The following is a 19,282-nucleotide window of genomic DNA, read 5'->3' as shown; positions in this document are numbered from 1 at the left end:
GCGTCCTTGATCGGAGACACGGGCGCCGGACAGGTCATCCCGCCCCGCTCGAAGAATGTCCTTACGCGCGGCGACAACTTGGGGTTGAGTCCAGCTCGGGAAATTTTGGACGGCCCTACAGATCGAAATTCGTCGGCAGCATCACGACGTCGCGGATGGTCATGCCGCGCGGACGGGTCAGCATGAACATGATCACCTCGGCGACCTCCGAGGGCTCCAGCAGGCTGCCGGACTCGCGCGCCTCCTTCAGCTTCTCGGCCGGCCAGTCGGCGATCAGCGCGGTGACCACCGGGCCGGGCGAGATCGCGCCGACGCGGATGCCGTGCTTGAACACCTGGCGCCGCACCGTCTGCACGAAGCAGTCGATTGCCCATTTCGACGACGCATAGACCGGCTCCCACGGCGTCGGGTAATGCGCCGCGAGCGAGCTGGTCACGATGATGTCGCCCGACCCGCGCGCGATCATGTGCGGGAGAACGTCGCGCACATTCTTCATGACGACGTTCACGTTGAGGTTCAGCATGCGGTCGATCGCGTCGGTCCTGGCGTCGACGAGATCGCCGCCGAGATAGCTGCCGGCATTGGCGTGGAGGATGTCGAGCCGTCCGGCCGCATCGAGGACGCGCGGCAGAAGGGTGGCGCAATCAGCGGGATCGAGCAGGTCGATCACGACGGGGATCACGGCGTCGCCATGGGTCTCGCGCAGCTTCGCCAGCGCCGCGGCATCGCGATCGATCATGACGACGCGCGCGCCGGCCGCCAGTAGCGCCGCGCTGCTGGCCAGGCCGATGCCCGACGCCGCGCCGGTGACCGCCGCCACCTTGCCCTCGAGTTCCCTGCCCATCATCTCCTCCTTGTCCGGCCAGACTACAGCAAACCGCGCCGCGTTGCCGCACTCCGTTGGACCCATCGCGATCCCCACGCGTTGCATCCCGGCCGCCAGCATCACCCATGAAGAGCCCGATGGAAACGATCGAAGCCTATCTCGCCCGCAAGCATCAGGAGCTGCAGCTCCTGAATTGCTGCCTGCGGAGACCGCATGCGCTGCCGGCGCCGCGCTCGGTGATGGAGGTCATCCGGCGCAAGTTTCAGCTCACGGCCGCGCTGAAGGCCGAGCACGCGCTCAGCGACTGGACCGCGACAGAGACGGCCTGGGCGGATGCGGACGATCATCGCGCCGGCCCGTTCGCCTTCAGCTACGACTATCAGCGCGCCGATCTCGACGTGCGCGGGCCGTCGTTCTACGCGGCGGGCGAGAGCCGCCATGACACCATCTACACCATCTCCGGCATGGCGGCGATCGCGGCACTGCTGCTGGCGACGCGGCCCGTTCTCGGCACGGCGGACCTCTTGATGCTGCCGGGCTCCTATGGCGAGACGCAGGAGCTGGTCGCGGCGCATGCGCGGCATCTGCGCCCGGTGACGCTGACCCGCGACCTGGCCGCCGCGCTGGCGCAGCGCTCGCCCGCGCCGCGGCTGCTGCTGATCGATTCCAGCGCGACCGCGCCGCGCTTCGAAGCCGTGCTGGGTTGCGACCGCCCGGCGATCGATCTCCTGATCTTCGACACCACCTGCTTTGCCAACGGCTCCGGCCGCATTCGCCGCGTGCTGGCCTGGACGCGGCGCTGGGACGTGCCGGTCGTGATGGTGCGCAGCCACACCAAGCTCGACTCGCTCGGCGCTGAATATGGCCGGCTCGGCTCGGTCGCTTTCGCCGATTGGAGCAAGGCCGGCGCCGCGGGCCGCATTGTGCTTCGGGCGCTGCCGGACGAGACGCGCAACGCCGTCAGGCTGCTCGGCGGCGCGGCGCTGCCGGCGCATTTCCCGCCTTACGTCGGCCTGCCGGCCTATCGCGAGCTGACCGCGCGACGCGTGGCCGCCATCCTGCGCAACAGCCGGCGGGCGCGGCGCCACTTCGCGACCACGCTGCGCGGCCTGACCGCGGAGCTCGACTTCGCGCACGGCCTCTACGTCACGCTCGCCGGTCGCGCGCCGCTCGACGAGGCCACCGCCCGGCAAGCCGCAACCGCCATGAGTGATGATCTCCGGCGCGCCGGGCTGCCGATCCGCCACGCCGGCAGCTTCGGCTTCGATTTCGCTGCGACGGAATGGTTTCACGACGCCACCACGGATCGCTACAGCGTGCGCGTCGCCGTGCCCGACCTGCCGACCGCGATCTGGGACGAAGTGACGGACGCGATCGCCGCGTGGTGGTCCGCACATCCTGGGCGATCCGCCGCGGCGTGAGCGCTGCGCCATGACATGCGCGTTGCTCCCTCAACGGCAAACGATTTCGAGGTCACGCGCACCGCTTCGCGAGGAGGACCGACAGCCCATCCCCTCACAGCCATCCGCGCCGGCGGAACTGCCAATACAGCACGCTGCACACGGTGGCGATGAAGCCCAGTACGGCATAGTAGCCGTATTGCCATTTCAGCTCCGGCATGTGCTCGAAGTTCATGCCGTAGATGCCGGCCACCGCCGTCGGCACGGCGAGGATGGCGGCCCACGCCGCCAGCCGCCGCGCGATGTCGGTCTGTTGCGCCTGGCCGGCCATCATGCTGGCCTCGAACACGAAGGCGAGGATCTCGCGCAGGGAATCCGCATCCTCCTCGGCGCGCTTGGCGTGGTCGAGCACGTCGCGAAACAACGGCGCCATCTCGGCATCGATCGCGACGTTGTCGACATGCTCGAGCCGCTTGCAGACGTCGACCACGGGGCCGACGGCGCGGCGCAGCCGCAGCAGATCGCGCCGCAGGCGATACAGCCGGTCGACCTCGTGGCGCGCCAGCGGCCGCTGCAGCACCACCTCCTCCAGCGTCTCGACCTCCGCCATGATGCTCTCGGTCACCGGCCGGTAGTTGTCGACGATGAAGTCGAGGATCGCATAGAGGATGTAGTCCTCGCCCTTGGCGAGCGAGCCCGGACAGCTCTCGCATCGCTCGCGCACCGCGCCATAGGAGGTCGAGGCGCCGTGGCGCACCGAGACCACGAAGCCGGGGCCGACGAAGATGTGGGTCTCGCCGAACACGATGTGCTCCTTGACGAGCTGCGCGGTGCGGGCGACCACGAACAGCGCATCGCCATAGCGCTCGACCTTGGGCTGCTGATGCGCCTTCGACGCATCCTCGATCGCGAGCTCGTGCAGGCCGAACTGGTCCGCCACGCGCTGCAGGAGCGCCGCGTCGGGCTCGTGCAGCCCGATCCACACCACGTGGCCGGGCCGCTTGCTCCAGTCGCCGGCGTCCTCGATCGGAATGTCGGCGACGCGGCGGCCATTGGCATAGGCACCGGCCGCGACCACGCCCAGTTCCCGTGGCTCACCGCGGGGCTGAAGGACTGGCGCATCGGCCGGTGTCTGCACCGTGACGTGACGCATGGTTGGATCTCCGCTCTCCAGCCCGACTTTCGATGCGAGGAGTCGCCTGGTCAAGCGTCGCATCAGGTCACGCCGGTCGGGCCGTCGAGCAATTGCCTGACGCGGCGGACCAGATCGGTGCGGCGGTACGGCTTGTTGATGATCTCGAACTCGCCGATGTTTGCGTCGGCGCGCTCGACCGCGGCATCGGAATAGCCGGTCGTCAGCAGCACCTTCAATTTCGGCTGGCGCTTGCGCGCCTCGCGCGCCAGCACGGTGCCGTTCATGCCGCCGGGCATCACGAGATCGGTGAACAGCAGATCGAAGCGGACCTCCGAATCCAGCAGCTCGAGCGCGGCATGCGCATTGGCCGCGACCTCGGTACGATAGCCGAAATCCTCCAGGATCGAGCGCGCCAGCTCGGCGACCTCATGGCGGTCCTCGACGATAAGGATGCGTTCGCTGCCGGTGCGGTCCATCGCCATCTGCGGCCGGATCGACGGCGCAGCGATCGCCTGCTCGGTCGCCGGAAACAGCAGCTGCACAGTCGTGCCCTGCCCGACCTCGCTGTAGATATAGGTGCTGCCGCCGGACTGGCGGGTGAAGCCGTAGACCATGGCGAGGCCGAGCCCGGTGCCCTTGCCCTCCTCCTTGGTGGTGAAGAACGGCTCGGCGACCCGCGCGAGAATATGGTGCGGAATGCCGACGCCGTCGTCCGACACTTTCAGCGCGACATAACGCCCGCCCTTGGGCACGCCGAACTGCACGATGTCCTCCTCCGCGATCTCCTTGTTCTCGGTCCGGATGGTCAACGTGCCGCCATGCGGCATGGCATCGCGTGCGTTGACGAACAGATTGAGCAGCGCGACCTCCGCCTGGGTCTGGTCGACGCGGCTATTCCACAGGCCGGGCTGCGCCTTGACGACGATGCGCACGCTGTCGCCGAGCGTGTGGCGCGCCATCTGCACCATGGTCTCGATCATGTTGTTGAGGTTGATCGGCCGGCTGTCGAGCCGCTGTTTGCGCGCGAACGACAGCAGCTGCTGGGTGAGGGTCGCGGCGCGGTTGGCGGCCGAGCGGATGTTCTCGACGGCGCGGCGGTGCCGCGGGGCAAGCTCGCTGACGGCGCCCTGCAGCGTCTCGGTGTAGCCGATGATGACCTGCAGGATGTTGTTGAAGTCGTGCGCGATGCCGCCGGTGAGCTGGCCGATCGCCTCCATCTTCTGCGACTGCACCAGCGCGCTCTCGGCGTCGCGCCGGCGCGACACGTCGAGCTGCGAGCCGAAATAATAGACCAGCTCGCCGTCGCGGTTGTAGACCGGGCTGACGAACAGCGCATTCCAGAACGCAGCGCCGTTCTTGCGATAATTGAGGATCTCCACCGCAATGTCCTGGCGGTTGGCGATCGCGGTGCGGATCGCCGCGATGGTGTCGCGGTCGGTGTCCGGCCCCTGCAGGAAACGGCAATTGGCTCCGACGATCTCGGACAGCGCGTAGCCGGTCATCTCCAGGAACGCCCGGTTGGCGAACAGGATCGGATTGTCAGGCTGGCGCGGATCGGTGACGATCATCGGCATCCGCGTGGTCTCGACGGCCGCGAAGAAGATGTCGTGGCGCTCAGACGACAGATCGGATGCATCGCCGCTGTCGACAATCGCGCGATCGCGCTGCGGCCCGTGTTCCAACATGCTTCCTTGCTCCGCCTTCCATCGCCATGACATGCAGGGTCGCGCCGGCACCGGCGTGAGTTGTGCAACGCCTCCTTCGATATGCCGCTGGATGGGATCGGGTTCCCGCAGGCCTGCTTGCGCGCGGAATAACGGACACGGGACTCACGAAAATGCGACGCGGCGGCGCGGGAACAAATCCGGCGGATACGGAAATACCCGCGCCGCGGGGCCGCGGCCTACGTCACCGGGCAAAACAACCAGGTCGACGGCGGGCTGGTGCGCAGCCGGTGAGGCGGTGCATCGCCGTCAGAACATCTCGAAATATTCGCGCTGCTCCCAGTCGGAGACCTCCGCCTGGAAGCGCTCGAGCTCAGCATTCTTGATGAAGGTGTAGTAGTCGACGAAGGTCGAACCGAACGCCTGGCGGAAGAACGCGTCGTCCCTCAGCGCATCGACGGCCTCGCGCAGCGATTTCGGCAGCAGGCTCGCCTTGGTCTCATAGGGCACATCGGCCGACGGTCCCGGCTCGAGCTTGCGGTCGATGCCATCGAGGCCGGCTGCGATCTGCGACGCCATGTAGAGATAGGGATTGGCGGCGGGCTCGCCGATGCGGTTCTCCAGGCGCGTGGCGCGATCGCCGGGGCCGCCGAGCACGCGGATCATGACGCCTCTGTTGTCGCGGCCCCAGATGGCACGGTCCGGCGCCAGCGAATAGGCGCGGTAGCGCCGGTAGCCGTTGATCGTCGGCGTCGAAAACAGCGCCGAGGCGCGCGCATGCGCGAGCAGGCCCGCCATGTAGTGGCGGCCGAGCGCGGACAGACCTTCGGCATCCTCGGTCATGAAGGCGTTGCCGCCGTCGCGCGCCACCAGCGACTGGTGCAGATGCCAGCCCGACGACATCACGTTGGGGATGCGCGGCCGGCACATGAAGGTGGCGTGATAGCCGTGGCGCTGGCAGATCTGCTTCACGGCGCTGCGGAACAGCACCATCGTATCTGCAGGCGCGAGCCCGAGCGCCGGCTGCAGGACGAACTCGCACTGGCTCGGGCCATATTCGAGCTCGATCGAGCGCAATGGCAGGCCGAGCGCGACGAGATTGGCCCTGATGATCTCGAGCGCCGGCTCCATCTGATCGAAGCGCTGCTCGGTGAGATATTGATAGCCCTGGGTCAGCAGGCTGACCGTCGGCGGCACGCCGGGCTGACCGGGCGAGCCGGCATCACCGGGCGCGAGCCTGGGATCCTCGACCTTGAAGATGTGGCACTCGACCTCGAGGCCGGCCATGAACTGATAGCCACGCTGTTCGAGCGTCGCCAATGCCGACCGGTAGAGATTGCGCGTGGCGAACGGGACCGGCGCACCGTTGGCGAAGTACAGATCACAGAGCACCCAGCCGGTGCCGGACGCCCAAGGCAGGACGCGGAACGTGGTGGGATCGGCGACCATCAGTGCATCGCTGCCGCCCTGCATCTCGGCCATGCCGAAGCCACCGCCGGCGGTGAACACCGGAAACACGGTGCGATGCGAGGTGTCCTTGGCGAGCAGGGTCGTCGTGATCGAGCAGCCTTCCTCGAGCGAGGACAACGCAGCATCGACAGTGAGCGTCTTGCCGCGCAGGATGCCGTGCTGGTCCGGGAACGAGAAGCGGATGGTGGTGAGGCCGTGCTCCTCGGCGAGGCGGCGCATGCGCACTGCGGCCTCGGCCTGCTCGGCGGTCCACAACTGATGCTTGTCGACGAAACTCAACGATGGCTCCATGATGCATTGTCAAACTGCGAGATCATGGGCGCAGTCTTGCGGCGCTCGAGCCCTAACCTCTCCCCGCTTGCGGGGAGAGGTCGGATTGCATCGTCAGATGCAATCCGGGTGAGGGGGGACAGGTCCAACCACTCGCACTTCCCGTGCGGCTGCCCCTCACCCCAACCCTCTCCCGGTGAAGAACGGGGAGAGGGAGCGCACTGCGCTCGGAGCGAGAGCTGGCCAACTACACCGAAGGACATATGCGCACTCACGCCTGCCATCACTCCGCCGCGCTCAGATGCGGCGCGAGACGCACGATATCGGCCGGCACCGGCGCTGCCCAGGGGGCGTTGCGGCGGCGGCGGACGTCGACTTCCATCCAGTAGGTCTCCCAGCCGCGGGTCGGGCCGATGCCGTCCATCGTCGCCGGGCCCTGCACGCTGCGGGCCCCGGCGGCATCGAGGAACAGCATCGGCGGTTCGCCGCTCGCGACCTTCTCGATCTGCTCGCGCAGCAGCCGACGATATTGGATGATCGCCTTGTCGGATTGGCCCAGATGCTCGCGGGTGCGGTCCTGGATCCGGCCCATCGACTCCACCGCCCACTGGTCGTGCACGTTGATGTCGTTGCCCATGCCGGTGTAGGTCGCGGTCGCCTGCTCCCGTGGATCGAAGCCGTAATCGTTGCTCTTGTTCTTGCGCGACCGATAGTCCGGCAGCTCATAGAGCTCGAGCCGCTGCGCCCGCATCTTCGCCCGATCCACCGGCGCGCCATAGCTGGTGAAGATCGCGTACCAGTAGCAGGTCTCGTCGTCGACCGGCACGTGCCACTGCGTGATCGTCATCTCCGTGCTCATCGGAATCACGAAGGCATGCGGGAACAGCTGATTGGTGACACGGACATGGGTGCGTTCGGCATCGATCTCACGCAGTGCGATGATGCGCAGGCCGTATTCGGTACGCTCGACATTGATGATCGGACGATCGTACTCGCGCAGCACCTTGGTCATCGGCAGCTCGCTGTCGGCGGAGGCACCGCGGAACTGCTTGCCATAAGCGGTCGACGTATCCTCGTCCTCGAAGAAGCGGTGCAGGAACGAGGCATGCGCGGGGTCGATGCCGACCTCCAGCGCCTGCAGCCAATTGCACTCGATCAGGCCCTTGAAGGCGAAGGTGTAGGCGTCGGGCGCGGTGAAGCAGTCGAGATCGGGAAACGCCGGGGCTGCACCATCGCCGAGCCAGGCCCAAAGGATGCCTCCCTTCTCGATCACGGGATAGGCGCGCTGCTTGACGTTCTTGCACAACGGCGAGCCGGCCGGTTCGGCCGGCGTCTCCAGACAATTGCCGTCAGCGTCGAACAGCCAGCCATGGAAGGCGCAACGCAAGCCGCCGTTCTCCAGCCGTCCGAAGGCGAGATCTGCGCCGCGATGCGGACAATCGCGATCAAGTAGTCCGTAGCGGCCTTGCGCATCCTTGAAGAGCACGAAGTCCTGACCGAGCAGTCTCACCGCGCGCACCGGGCGCTCGCCTGCGAGCTCATCGACCAGTGCGGCCGGCTGCCAGTACATCCTCATTAGTTTACCGGCGGGCGCGCCGGGTCCGACGCGCGTGATCAGGTCGTTCTGCTCCTGGCTCATCATGATGGCCGTCTCTCCTGTTCCGTCGCAAGTCGGGCGTTGAGCGTCACGCGATCATCTAATAATGTTCGCTAGACGAACACATGTTCGCCCAGATTAGATTCGCTTTAAGTGGGGAGAAGCGCAAGTGAAAAAGCTACAACCGAAGCCGAGGGGCCAACGGACTGCAGCTTCACTGCGGCCGAAAACAACAACAGCGGATCATGTCAGGCCGATGCCGAAACTGAAGCGCACTGATGAGGAGAAGAAGCAGGCTCGGGGCGACGGTCCCGAGTTCGTGGAAGCGCTCGATCGCGGCCTGCGGGTGATACAAGCCTTCAGCCGCGAGGGCCGGCCGATGACGCTGAGCAAAGCGGCGGAACTCACCGGCCTCGCCCGCGCCACGGTGCGACGGATTCTGCTGACCCTGAAAGCCTCCGGCTTCGTCCATGGCGACGACCGGCTGTTCTCGCTGACGCCGCGCGTGCTGCTGCTGGCCTCCAGCTATCTCGCCTCCAACCAGGTCAACAGCGTGATGCAGCCGTTGATGGACAGCACGGCCGGCGAGGCCCGCGAGGTCTGCTCTCTCGCCGTCCTCGACGGCGACCAGGTCGTGTTCATCGCGCGCGCGACGCCGGCGCGCATGTTCTCCACCGGCCTGGAGATCGGCTATAGGCTGCCGGCGTTCTGCACGTCGGTCGGCCGCGTGTTGCTGAGCCGGATGCCGGACGATCAGTTGCGCCAGGCCGTCGAGCGCATGACGCTGACCGAGATGACGCCGCAGACGATCACCGACAAGGACGCGTTGATCGCGTCGGTCACGGCCGTTCGGGACGACGGCTATTCGCTCGTCGACGGCGAGGCGGAGGAGGGTTTCCGCTCGATTTCCGTGCCGATCCGCCGCTATGACGGCGGCATCATCGCCGCCGCCAACATCGGCGGCCACGTCGATCGCATCGGCGTCGACGAGATGAAGGAGCGCTTCCTGCCGCTGCTGAAGAAGCTCGCCGCCACGGCGCAGCCACTGCTCGTCTGATCCTTCGACGAGAGGCACCGGCACGGCTGCAGCCGTGCCGGCTCGTGCTCGCGCATCGGGCCACAGCACCGCAAGCTTCGCATCGACCTCGCTGCCGCGAGCGCCACCGTTTCATCCGGCAGCGACCTCGCCGGCGGCGTCCTCGCTGCTGCCGGGCGAGCAGTCGTCTCTCGTTCCATCAACAGCGTCGGCCCGCGCTGCTCCTGCAAGAGCTGGACCTCGCGCGGATATGTTTGCAGCCGGGTGCGACGATCGCTCCGATGTCATCGCCGACAGCCCGGTGCTATCAATTCATCGCCGCGACGGAACGAGAGCGCCGGGCGTCAACAGCCACGTGAAGTTACCAGCCGCTCGAACTAATCGTTGTGGTCGCAGGCCTTGCGACGCCGGGCCCCACGCCCATTACGTGATATTATCGTGACGCCCGACCTCGTTTGCCACGATTGACGATCCATCCAGGTATCATCGCGCTGCATGCGATGGTGGCATGATCCGGAGCGGAAGTAGTTAGACCCCTTCCTCGCGCGCGAATTGCGGACGACGCCACCAGATTGCCGCGAATGACGCCGTAATCACGAAAGCCAGAGGCGCCGCGGCCCAAGCAGCATCGCGTGCGCCCCGATCACAGCGATCATCCGGCTGGCCATCCACTGTCGCGAAGGGGCGCAGGATGAGCCAGGACAAGGCTGGGGACGAGGTCGTCGCCCTGGGACGCCGGGCGCGAGCCGCAGCACATCGTTGGACATTGGCCGCCTCTCGCGCGTAAATGGCATTCCGGGCGGACGACACCCGGACATGCAGGTGAACGCCGTTTCCGGGGGGAAGACCCATGACTGATGCGCTGCCGCTCGTGCTGGTGCCTGGCCTGATCTCGTCGCCCCGCATCTATGCGCCGGTGATCCCGGCGCTGTGGCGGCTCGGGCCGGTGATGGTGGCGAACCACGTCCGCGACGACAGCATGGCCGCGATCGCGCGCCGCATCCTCTCCGAGGCGCCGCCGCGCTTCGCGCTCGCGGGACATTCGATGGGCGGCTACATCGCGCTCGAGATCATGCGCCAGGCGCCGGAGCGCGTGGGTCGGCTGGCGCTGATCAACACCCAGGCGCGGCCCGACACGCCGGAGGCGAGCGCCCGCCGCCGCACCATGATCACCCGCGCCAAGGAGGGCGACTACCACGGCGTTGTCGACGAGCTGTTCTCCGGCTTCGTCCATCCGTCGCGCCAGGATGATCCGCGGCTGCGCCAGCTCGTGCACGACATGGCCGAGGAGGTCGGCGTCATCGGCTTCATCCGACAGTTGACGGCGATCATGTCGCGCCCGGATTCGCGGCCGACCTTGACCGCGATCCGCTGTCCGACCCTGGTGCTGACCAGCGACACCGACAACACCATCCCGAACAGCCTGTCGAAGGAGATGGCCGACGGCATCGACGGCAGCTGGCTGGTGGTGCTGGAGAATTGCGGCCACCTGCCGCAACCCGAGCAGCCGGAGGAGACGGCGCAGGCGCTGATGGAGTGGTTGCGGGGGTGAGATGGCCGTCGAGCCGTATGAAACTCCGGACGGTAGCCGATGGCAACTCTCCGGAATGCAGCGTATATTGCGTCCATGCTGGACAACGCCAAAATCGCCAAGATCGCCCGCGAGGTCGCCACTGCGAATCTGAGCAGCTCCGCCGCGGTTACAGACGTCACCACAGCGCCCTATGCGGACTCCGAAGGCCGTGATGCCCTGCGGATCACCATCGTATTGAGCCCCATCCAAGGGACCAGCATCGAGGGAGAAGCAGTGCTGGATACGCTGGTCCAGATCCAAGAGCAGCTCCGGGCTGCAGGCGAGGACCGTTTTCCGCTGATCGAATACGAGGCGGAGAACGAGCCCGTTGGCGATACTTAATCCGGAGCATCTGTTTCAGCAGGCTGAGCAGTTGATCGCTCCGCCTGCAGCGGGGCCACCGCGACAGGTGAACATCCGTCGCGCGATTTCCGCTGCCTATTATGGATTGTTTCATGCAACGCTCATTGCCGCTGCAGATCAATTCGTTGGCAAGACGAAACAAGGGACACCCTTATACGCCCTCGTCTATAGAGCCGTGGATCATCGAGACCTCCGATTGCTATGCGAGGAGGTCAAAAAGTCGAAGCTTTCCGCAAAATACCTGCCGTTTGCACCTTCCGGAGGCTTTGGAGCAAACCTTCACGCGTTCGCATCTGCTGTCCTGGAGCTACAGGAGAAGCGACATGAAGCCGACTATAATCCGATGATCCGGGTCAAAACCCTGGATGCGCAGCTCGCCATCAGAATGGCGAGAGCTGCACTGACGAGCTTCGAGGCCGCCCGCGTCCAAAACCAGGACGCGTTCCTGACATCGTTGACGTTGTTGTTATTTCCGCCCCGCTGAGCGCGGACATCGTCAACTACGCTTCGCCGACTCTTCCCTTCCCCACCTTCAGCCCATCCACGAACACATCCAGCAGCCGCAGCACGCTCTGCTGCCAGCCGGTCTGGTCGTGCATGTAGCACATACCGATCAGCGCGCGCAGGACGTCGTCGGCGCTGATGTCGCCGCGAATCTCGCCGGCGTCGACGGCGCGGGCGAGCAGCGCGCCGATCGAGCGGGTGAGATGGCCGTGCGAATAGGCGGCGAGCTCGGAGTTCGCGGTCATGACGATCGCGAGCGCGGCCATCATGCCCTTCTTGGTGGCGACGAACTGCACCGTCGAGCGCAGCCAGCGCCGGAGCGCCTCGACCGCCGACGGCTCGGTCTTGAGCTCTTCCGCCAGCTCGGCGAGCTGCTCGACCTCGCGCCGGTACACCGCCTCGAACAGATCCTCGCGGGTCGGGAAATGACGATACAGCGTGCCGATGCCGACGCCGGCCTGGCGCGCCACCGCTTCCAGGCTCGCCTCGGCGCCGCCGACGCTGAACACCGCCTTGGCCGCCTCCAGCACACGCTCGCGATTGCGCTGCGCGTCCGCGCGCGGCTTGCGATGGCGGTCTTGTGGTTTCGTCTCCATCTCACCAGCTCTTGATGACGGACCGTTCATGTCCTCTTGCTAAACGGAGGAGCCCTCCGTATAAATAGACCTGCCACCCGGGACAGCCAACCTTCCTCAGCTCGTCGTCCCGCGGTCGCTGGATCTGGACGGACCACCGCCCGTAAGGCGGTGCCCGCTGCGATCCGATTAGGCCATCGCTTCGATCGGAACAACGCATGAATTGGACTGTCAGACTCACCGTCAACGGTGAGCCGCGAACGCTTGCGCTCGACGACCCCCGCGTCACGCTGCTGGACCTGCTGCGCGAGCGCCTCCATCTCACCGGCACCAAGAAAGGCTGCGACCGCGGCCAGTGCGGCGCCTGCACCGTCCTGATCGACGGGCGCCGTATCAACGCCTGCCTGACGCTCGCGCTCAGCCTCGACGGCGCCGCCGTCACCACCATCGAGGGGCTCGCCAACGGAGACCAGCTGCACCCGGTGCAGGAGGCCTTCATCGCCCACGACGCCCTGCAATGCGGCTTCTGCACGCCCGGCCAGATCATGAGCGCGGTCGGCCTCATCAACGAAGGCCAGGCCGGCAGCGATCCGGAGCGCGTGCGCGAAGGCATGAGCGGCAATCTGTGCCGCTGCAGCGCCTATGTCGGCATCGTCGAGGCCGTGCTCGACGCCCAGGCGACGCTCACTGACGAGACGGAGCGCGCGGCATGAACCGGTTCGACTACGTGAAGCCGTCGACGGTCGCGGAGGCGATCGCAGCCGCCAGCGCGCCGGGCGCGGCCTATCTCGCCTCGGGCACCAACCTGCTCGACCTGATGAAGGGCAATGTCATCAGGCCGGCGCGGCTGGTCGACATCTCGCAGATCAAGGAGCTGACGCGCATCGAGACGTCAGGCAATGGCGACGTCCGGATCGGCGCGCTGGTGCGCAATGCGGACCTTGCCCATGACGCAGCGTTCGCGCGCGACTTCCCGGCGGTCGCCGAAGCGCTGCTGTCGGGCGCGTCGGCGCAGCTGCGCAACGCGGCCAGCGTCGGCGGCAATCTGCTGCAGCGGACACGCTGCGCGTATTTCTATGATCCGGCCTCGGCCTGCAACAAGCGCACGCCCGGCGCAGGCTGCGACGCGCGCGGCGGCGACACCCATCAGCACGCCGTGCTCGGCTGGAGCGAGGCCTGCATCGCCACCAATCCCTCGGACTTCTGCGTGCCGCTCGCGGCGCTCGATGCGATCGTCGAGATCGAAGGCGGCTCCGGCCGGCGCGAGGTCGCGCTCGAGGCGCTGCATCTCCTGCCCGGCGCCACGCCGGAGCGCGAGAGCGTGCTCACGCCGGGCGAGATGATCGTCGCGGTGCGGCTGCCCGCGGCGTCGCGCGCGTTCGCCGGGCACGCGCGCTATCTGAAGGTGCGCGAGCGCAATTCCTATGCGTTCGCCGTCGTCTCCGCCGCGGCCGCGCTCGTCATCGAGAACGGTGCGATCAAGCACGCACGTCTGGCGCTCGGCGGCGTCGCCGCCAAGCCGTGGCGGGCCCACCAGGCCGAAGCGGTGCTCGCGGGCCAGCCGGCCACGCCGCACACATTCGAGCACGCTGCCGAGACCGCGCTGCGCGATGCAAAGCCATCCGGTGACAACGCCCACAAGATCCCGCTCGCGCGCAGCCTGGTCATGCGCGCGCTGGCCGCCGCCGCGCAAGGCACGCCGTCGCGCGTGCCGGCGCTGCCGGCCTCTCCCTTCTCCGCCGTTCCAGGAGCGCTTCATGACGCCTGAGCTCAATCTCTCCCGCGATCCCGCCCATGTCAGACACGGCTCCACCATCGGCCAGCCACTGTCCCGCATCGATGGCCGTGCCAAGGTCACCGGCACGGCGCGCTATGCCGCCGACAACAATCCGCCCGGCCTGCTCTATGCCGTGCTCGCCGTCTCCAGCATCGCGCGCGGCCGGGTGGTCGGGCTCGATGTCGAAGCCGCCAAGGCGCATCCCGGCGTGGTCGAGGTGATGACCTCAGCCAATCGGCCGCCGCTGCATGCCGATCCCGACGGCAAGCCGAACCCGTTCGCATTCCGCTTCGAGGCGCTGCAGAACGACCGCGTGCGCTACGCCAACCAGCCGATCGCCGTGGTGATCGCGGAATCGCTGGAAGCCGCCACCGAAGGCGCGGCCCTGCTGGCGCCGCGCTACGAGGCCGAGCCGGCCCGCATCGGTCTCGATGCCGGCGACGCCTATGTGCCGCCCGTCGTCGGCATGGGGTTTCCCGCCGAGAGTCATCACGGCGATGTCGAGGCCGCGTTGGCCGGCAGCGACAAGCAGATCACCGCGATCTACGAGACCCCGCCGCATTACCACAACGCGATGGAGCCGCACGCGATCGTCGCCGAGTGGCAGGGCGACAGGCTCATCATCGACACACCGACCCAGGGCCTGGTGATGATGCGCGGCCGCCTGGCCGAGCTGTTCGGCATCGCGCCGGACAACATCCTGATCCGCAGCCCCTATCTCGGCGGCGGCTTCGGCGGCAAGGGCCTGATGGCCGGCCCGCAGGTCCTGGGCATCCTCGCCGCGAAGATGGTCGGCCGGCCGGTGAAGCTGGTGGCGCGCCGCGAGCAGCTCTACGGCCCGTTCGGCCATCGCTCGCCGACCCGGCAGACGCTGCAGCTCGGCGCCAGCAACACCGGACAATTGTCGGCGATCCGTCACCACGCGAGGATCGCAACCTCGAGCTTCGAGGACTTCTATGAAGCCGCGGCGCATGTGACGCACACGCTCTACGCCGCGCCGGCGATCGCGACCACCTACGACGCGGTACGCATGGACACCGGCACGCCGCTGTTCGTGCGAGCGCCCGGCATCGCGCCGGGATCGATCGCGCTGGAGAGCGCGGTCGACGAGATGGCCGAAGCCTGCGGCCTCGATCCGCTGGCATTTCGCGTCAAGAACTACGCCGAGGTCGAGCCGGCCACCGGCAAGCCGTTCTCGTCGAAAGCGCTGCGCGAGTGCTACACGCAAGGCGCGGAGAAGTTCGGCTGGTGGGATCGGCCGCTGAAGCCGCGGATGATGCGCGACAGAGACGGCTTCCTGGTCGGCTGGGGCATGGGCACCGCGACGTTCCATGCGCTGATGTTTGCAGGCCAGGCCCGCGCGGTGATCCGGCGCGACGGCACCGGCGTGGTCGAGAGCGGCGCGCACGACATGGGCCAGGGCGCCTGGACCGCGTTCGCGCAGGTCGCGGCGGATTCTCTCGCGCTCGAGCTCGATCAGGTGACGTTCAAGGCCGGCACCTCCGACCTGCCGGATGCCGGCATCGCCGGCGGCTCGGCACATACCGCGACCGTCGGCACGGCGATCCACAATGCCGGCGCCGCCGTCGTCGCCAGGCTCGCGGAGCTCGCGACCTCCGATCAGCATTCGCCGCTGTTCGGCGCCGGCAATGCCGGCGTGATCGCGCGCAACGGCCGGCTGCTCCGGCGCGACGACGAGGGCCGCGGCGAGAGCTATGCCGACATCCTCGCACGCGCCGGCCTCGACGAGGTCGAGGGCTCCGGCAGCGGCATGCCCGACCCTGCCGCCAACGAGCAATACGCGATGCATTCACATGGCGCGGTCTTCGCGGAGGTGAAGGTCGATCCCGATCTCGGCCAGGTCCGGGTGACTCGCATGGTCGGCGCATTCGCGGCAGGGCGGATCATCAACCCGAAGCTGGTGAAGAGCCAGCTCGTCGGCGGCATGATCTGGGGCATCTCGCTGGCGCTGCACGAGGAGGCGGTCACCGATCGCCGCACCGGGCGGATCATGAATGCCAATCTCGGCGAGTATCATGTGCCGGTGAATGCCGACGTGCCGGCGATCGAGGCCTTCACGGTCGAGGAGCACGATCCGTTCGTCAATCCGCTCGGCATCAAGGGCGTCGGCGAGATCGGCATCACCGGCTCGGCCGGCGCGGTCGCCAATGCGGTGGCGCATGCGACCGGCATCCGCATCAGGCGGTTTCCGGTGCGGATCAGCGATCTGGTCTCGCGTCAATGACGTGAGCGCGGCAACGAAACCCGTTCGAAGCAATGCCTCCGTTCTCCTGACCGAGAGCGGAGGCCAGCGACCTCGCTCCGTTTACGCCGCTTGCCGCGCAAAGGTCCGCCTGAACCACGCCAGGAACGCCTCGCGGTTCTGGCCGGCGTCGAACTCGACATGCAGCGCGTCCTTGTCGCGGGCGCGGACCCGATAGGGCACGCGGCCATCGAAGCCGCTGAACTCCATGACGCCGCGATCGCCGATGCCCGGCTCGGGGTCGAACCGGAACCAGGCGCCGCCCTCGGAAATATCCACCAGATCGGCTTTCACCACGCCCTTGCGATCGTCGACGACCTTGATCGGCAGGGTCGACTTCATCCGCGGCGACTGCCGGCGGTCGGCTTCGGCGGTCGCGGTCCTCACAGCCTTCACCAGCGTGGCGCGGAGCGAGGTCAGGCCCGTCGCCACCGAGCCGATGGCGCTGCGCACCTCGGCGGCCCGATCGTTGACCATGCCGGCATCCCTGCCGACATTGCCGATCTTGGACGACACGTCGCGCGCCGCGCTGGCCGATGACTGGACCGAGCGGCTGATCTCCTGGGTCGCCGCGTGTTGCTCCTCCATCGCCGCAGCGATCGAGGCCGCGACCTCGTCGATCTCGGAAATCTGGCTGCCGATGCCTTCGACGACGTCGACGGTGGCCTGCGTGGTGGTTTGTACCTCGCCGATCAGGCGCGAGATCTCCTCGGTCGATTTGGCGGTCTGATCCGACAGCGACTTGACCTCGGCCGCAACCACGGCAAAGCCGCGGCCGGCATCGCCGGCGCGCGCGGCCTCGATGGTGGCATTGAGCGCCAAGAGGTTGGTCTGCTCGGCAATGCCGCCGATCAGGTTGGAGACCTCGGCGATCTTGTCCACGGCCGTCGACAAGGAGAGCATCGTGTTCTTGGCCTTCTCACGCCCGGTCACCGCCGATTTGGTGATCGTGCTGGCGCGCGCCACCTGGCTCGAGATCTCGCGGATCGCCGAGCTCAGTTGCTCGGCTGCCGACGAGACCGTCTGGGCATTGGAGAGCGACTGCTCCGAGGCGGCGGCCACCGATTGCGCATCGGTCGACAGCTCCTCGGCCAGTTTCGAGAGGCCTGCGGCCACGGCCTCGACCTGGCGCGATGCGCCGGCCGCGGCTTCGACGGACGTCTCGGTCTCGCGCTCGATCACGTCGGCCATGTCGAGCATGGCGCGCTTCTTGTGCTCCTCGGCGGCCGAGCGATCGCGCTCCTGCCTGTCGCGCAGGCTCGCGTTCTCGAGCACGTTGGTCTTGAAGATGCTCAGCGCGCCCGCCATCGCGCCGATCTCGTCGCCGCGTTCGGAATAGGAGATATCGGCCGACAGATCGCCCTCGGCGATCCGCCGCATCAGGCCGGTCATGCGCGACAGAGGACGGACGACGCCGAGCACCAGACCCGACATGCCGGCGACGACCAGGGCCAGAACGATGCCTGATACGCTCCACACGATGATGGAGATGCTGCGGTCCTGGGTCGCCGCCGTCGCCTCCATGTCCGAATTGAACTTGTTCGCCTTGTCGACCAGCGTGTCGATCACCGCGCGGTGGGCGGCGTAGGCGTCGGCCAGCCGGGCATAGGCGGCATCGGCCTTCGCCATGTCGCCGGAGCGCAGCGCCGGGATCAACTCGGCTTCCAGGGCCTGCCAGAATTTCCGGACCTCGCCGTCCGATCGTTCAACCAGCAGCGATTTCAGATCAGGCTGCAGCGCCGAGCCGGTCCAGAACGTCTTGCGATCCTCATAGTCCTTCTTCAGTTGCGCCAGCTTCGTGACATGCGTGTCGAGATCTTTCGGCGTCCGGAGTGCGAGGGTCGCCTCGAGATAGGCCTCGAGCACATATTCAGGCGGCGGCAGGATGTCGGCCACCAGATCATTGCCGAGCTTGATCTTGTCGTAGAGCGGCCCGCCGACCTTGAGCTCGCGCAGCGCAAAGGCGCTGGTCAGCACGACCGCACCGAAGCCGAGTGCGAGCACGAGGCCGAAAGCCGCAATGAACGTGGAAATGGAGAGACGCATCTTCATGGCGGCGGCACATTTCGCTGGAGCGTGGACTGCACCCGCCGTCGTCCCGCCGGAGCCCTCTCCGTTCGCTTGCATGGAGATGGTCGGTCCGGAACGACCGGCATCGAGTCGTTAATTTGATCAGCGTGCACAACCTTTTCTCAGGGAAGGTAAATTTCCGCCCCCGTAGAAATGCGGTGCAGCCCGTTCGGCCGGGGATGCAGGCGCTCCTCCCACTCTGACCTGGCGCAAGGCGGCGGGAGGTGGATCTGCGAACATTCAAGCGTCGTTGCTGCAGGAGCCACCAGGAGCCACCATGTCGAAACCCATCCCGGACAAGGCCGAGATCGCGCTCGAATATCCCGACAAGTTCTATGCCGGCACGTTCGAGCATTCCTCGCGGTTCGAAGCCCATCTCGAATCATCCGGCCTGGCATTGACCCTGGAGCGGCCCGGCCCCGAGGACGTCCGAAAATCGATCCGCATGCATCTGCACTTTGGACTGCTCGCCGGGATTCTTCGCGAGCTCGCCGCCGGCATCGCTTCGATGCCCAAGGACGACATCGTTCATCGCGAGCAGCTGCGCGACGCAGTCGCGGATCTGCATCGAGCCCTTAACGCGCCTTAACCGGTTGTGCCGCGACGGCACAGCAAGGCGCGGCGTTAACTCCCGGTTCAGCCTTCGTTAGTGCATTGCTAACTACGCCAGAACCTTTGCCCGGAGAAAGTCGGGTTGGAAGCCGGTGTGCTGCGCGAGTGACAGCATTTTACTCAAAAGCGATCTATCTCCGATCCATC

General features: G+C 66.9%; 16 protein-coding genes. 9 read left to right on the top strand and 7 right to left on the bottom strand.

Annotated elements, in window-relative coordinates; genetic code table 11:
- Nucleotides 1–115: 115 nt before the first annotated feature.
- Nucleotides 116–844 (bottom strand): SDR family oxidoreductase, encoded by a 729-nt coding sequence (locus QX010_RS23805; protein WP_316182235.1) that lies wholly within the window; start codon nt 842–844, stop codon nt 116–118.
- Nucleotides 845–963: 119 nt separating this feature from the next.
- Between QX010_RS23805 and QX010_RS23800 the strand changes: the two genes are divergently transcribed.
- On the top strand, nt 964–2,247 hold the full coding sequence (locus QX010_RS23800; protein WP_316182234.1) for a hypothetical protein: 1,284 nt from the start codon (nt 964–966) through the stop codon (nt 2,245–2,247).
- A 94-nt stretch (nt 2,248–2,341) separates the two neighbouring features.
- On the opposite strand, the gene QX010_RS23795 is transcribed toward QX010_RS23800, so the two are convergent.
- From QX010_RS23795 to QX010_RS23780, 4 genes are all read right to left on the bottom strand, one after another.
- Nucleotides 2,342–3,379: a magnesium and cobalt transport protein CorA gene (locus QX010_RS23795; protein WP_315801497.1), complete on the bottom strand. Its 1,038-nt coding sequence runs from the start codon at nt 3,377–3,379 to the stop codon at nt 2,342–2,344.
- A gap of 62 nt (nt 3,380–3,441) precedes the next feature.
- A complete protein-coding gene (locus tag QX010_RS23790; protein WP_315801498.1) occupies nt 3,442–5,046 on the bottom strand; it encodes a hybrid sensor histidine kinase/response regulator in 1,605 nt (534 codons plus the stop codon).
- A gap of 288 nt (nt 5,047–5,334) precedes the next feature.
- On the bottom strand, nt 5,335–6,774 hold the full coding sequence (locus tag QX010_RS23785) for a glutamine synthetase family protein (RefSeq protein ID WP_316182231.1): 1,440 nt from the start codon (nt 6,772–6,774) through the stop codon (nt 5,335–5,337).
- A gap of 274 nt (nt 6,775–7,048) precedes the next feature.
- Nucleotides 7,049–8,407 carry an aromatic ring-hydroxylating dioxygenase subunit alpha gene (locus QX010_RS23780; RefSeq protein ID WP_316182229.1) on the bottom strand — a complete coding sequence of 453 codons (1,359 nt, stop codon included), beginning with the start codon at nt 8,405–8,407 and terminating at the stop codon, nt 7,049–7,051.
- Nucleotides 8,408–8,618: 211 nt separating this feature from the next.
- Here QX010_RS23780 and QX010_RS23775 point away from each other — a divergent pair, with 211 nt between their 5' ends.
- The 4 genes from QX010_RS23775 (at nt 8,619) to QX010_RS23760 (ending at nt 11,818) form a co-directional block, all read left to right on the top strand.
- Entirely contained in the window at nt 8,619–9,419 is an 801-nt protein-coding gene (locus QX010_RS23775; protein ID WP_315801501.1) for an IclR family transcriptional regulator C-terminal domain-containing protein, read from the top strand.
- 829 nt (nt 9,420–10,248) lie between these two features.
- Nucleotides 10,249–10,950: an alpha/beta hydrolase gene (locus QX010_RS23770; RefSeq protein WP_316182227.1), complete on the top strand. Its 702-nt coding sequence runs from the start codon at nt 10,249–10,251 to the stop codon at nt 10,948–10,950.
- Nucleotides 10,951–11,025: 75 nt separating this feature from the next.
- The gene (locus QX010_RS23765; RefSeq protein ID WP_315801503.1) at nt 11,026–11,313 is read left to right on the top strand and encodes a hypothetical protein; all 288 of its coding nucleotides are present in this window, start codon (nt 11,026–11,028) and stop codon (nt 11,311–11,313) included.
- Nucleotides 11,300–11,818, top strand: coding sequence for a hypothetical protein (locus QX010_RS23760; protein WP_316182225.1), 519 nt, complete (start codon nt 11,300–11,302; stop codon nt 11,816–11,818). The genes QX010_RS23765 and QX010_RS23760 overlap by 14 nt, the downstream gene beginning before the upstream one ends.
- 16 nt (nt 11,819–11,834) lie before the next feature.
- On the opposite strand, the gene QX010_RS23755 is transcribed toward QX010_RS23760, so the two are convergent.
- The gene (locus QX010_RS23755; protein WP_316182224.1) at nt 11,835–12,434 is read right to left on the bottom strand and encodes a TetR/AcrR family transcriptional regulator; all 600 of its coding nucleotides are present in this window, start codon (nt 12,432–12,434) and stop codon (nt 11,835–11,837) included.
- A gap of 197 nt (nt 12,435–12,631) precedes the next feature.
- On the opposite strand from QX010_RS23755, the gene QX010_RS23750 reads away from it, so the two are divergent.
- The 3 genes from QX010_RS23750 to QX010_RS23740 are packed head-to-tail and all read left to right on the top strand — an operon-like array spanning nt 12,632 to nt 16,435.
- On the top strand, nt 12,632–13,126 hold the full coding sequence (locus QX010_RS23750; protein WP_316182222.1) for a (2Fe-2S)-binding protein: 495 nt from the start codon (nt 12,632–12,634) through the stop codon (nt 13,124–13,126).
- The gene (locus QX010_RS23745; protein WP_316182220.1) at nt 13,123–14,181 is read left to right on the top strand and encodes a xanthine dehydrogenase family protein subunit M; all 1,059 of its coding nucleotides are present in this window, start codon (nt 13,123–13,125) and stop codon (nt 14,179–14,181) included. Before QX010_RS23750 ends, QX010_RS23745 begins: the two co-directional genes overlap by 4 nt.
- Nucleotides 14,171–16,435, top strand: a complete 2,265-nt coding sequence (locus tag QX010_RS23740; RefSeq protein ID WP_316182218.1) for a xanthine dehydrogenase family protein molybdopterin-binding subunit — start codon at nt 14,171–14,173, stop codon at nt 16,433–16,435. The genes QX010_RS23745 and QX010_RS23740 overlap by 11 nt, the downstream gene beginning before the upstream one ends.
- Nucleotides 16,436–16,516: 81 nt before the next feature.
- On the opposite strand, the gene QX010_RS23735 is transcribed toward QX010_RS23740, so the two are convergent.
- Nucleotides 16,517–18,505, bottom strand: a complete 1,989-nt coding sequence (locus QX010_RS23735; protein WP_316182216.1) for a methyl-accepting chemotaxis protein — start codon at nt 18,503–18,505, stop codon at nt 16,517–16,519.
- A 295-nt stretch (nt 18,506–18,800) separates the two neighbouring features.
- On the opposite strand from QX010_RS23735, the gene QX010_RS23730 reads away from it, so the two are divergent.
- Complete coding sequence (locus QX010_RS23730) at nt 18,801–19,112, top strand: hypothetical protein (protein WP_315801510.1); 312 nt, start codon at nt 18,801–18,803, stop codon at nt 19,110–19,112.
- Nucleotides 19,113–19,282 lie beyond the last annotated feature (170 nt).

Origin of the sequence: Bradyrhizobium sp. SZCCHNRI1009 (genome assembly GCF_032487575.1) — a bacterium.
In the GTDB taxonomy this organism is placed as follows: domain Bacteria; phylum Pseudomonadota; class Alphaproteobacteria; order Rhizobiales; family Xanthobacteraceae; genus Bradyrhizobium.
The sequence above is the reverse complement of the archived record's forward strand: the minus strand, read 5'-3'. Positions and strand labels throughout refer to the sequence as shown.

Coding starts and splice junctions, on each gene's coding strand:
- QX010_RS23805 (WP_316182235.1), bottom strand. CDS start 844: ATGGGCAGGGAACTCGAGGGCAAGGTGGCGGCGGTCACCGGCGCGGCG.
- QX010_RS23800 (WP_316182234.1), top strand. CDS start 964: ATGGAAACGATCGAAGCCTATCTCGCCCGCAAGCATCAGGAGCTGCAG.
- QX010_RS23795 (WP_315801497.1), bottom strand. CDS start 3,379: ATGCGTCACGTCACGGTGCAGACACCGGCCGATGCGCCAGTCCTTCAG.
- QX010_RS23790 (WP_315801498.1), bottom strand. CDS start 5,046: ATGTTGGAACACGGGCCGCAGCGCGATCGCGCGATTGTCGACAGCGGC.
- QX010_RS23780 (WP_316182229.1), bottom strand. CDS start 8,407: ATGATGAGCCAGGAGCAGAACGACCTGATCACGCGCGTCGGACCCGGC.
- QX010_RS23775 (WP_315801501.1), top strand. CDS start 8,619: ATGCCGAAACTGAAGCGCACTGATGAGGAGAAGAAGCAGGCTCGGGGC.
- QX010_RS23770 (WP_316182227.1), top strand. CDS start 10,249: ATGACTGATGCGCTGCCGCTCGTGCTGGTGCCTGGCCTGATCTCGTCG.
- QX010_RS23765 (WP_315801503.1), top strand. CDS start 11,026: ATGCTGGACAACGCCAAAATCGCCAAGATCGCCCGCGAGGTCGCCACT.
- QX010_RS23755 (WP_316182224.1), bottom strand. CDS start 12,434: ATGGAGACGAAACCACAAGACCGCCATCGCAAGCCGCGCGCGGACGCG.
- QX010_RS23750 (WP_316182222.1), top strand. CDS start 12,632: ATGAATTGGACTGTCAGACTCACCGTCAACGGTGAGCCGCGAACGCTT.
- QX010_RS23745 (WP_316182220.1), top strand. CDS start 13,123: ATGAACCGGTTCGACTACGTGAAGCCGTCGACGGTCGCGGAGGCGATC.
- QX010_RS23740 (WP_316182218.1), top strand. CDS start 14,171: ATGACGCCTGAGCTCAATCTCTCCCGCGATCCCGCCCATGTCAGACAC.
- QX010_RS23735 (WP_316182216.1), bottom strand. CDS start 18,505: ATGAAGATGCGTCTCTCCATTTCCACGTTCATTGCGGCTTTCGGCCTC.
- QX010_RS23730 (WP_315801510.1), top strand. CDS start 18,801: ATGTCGAAACCCATCCCGGACAAGGCCGAGATCGCGCTCGAATATCCC.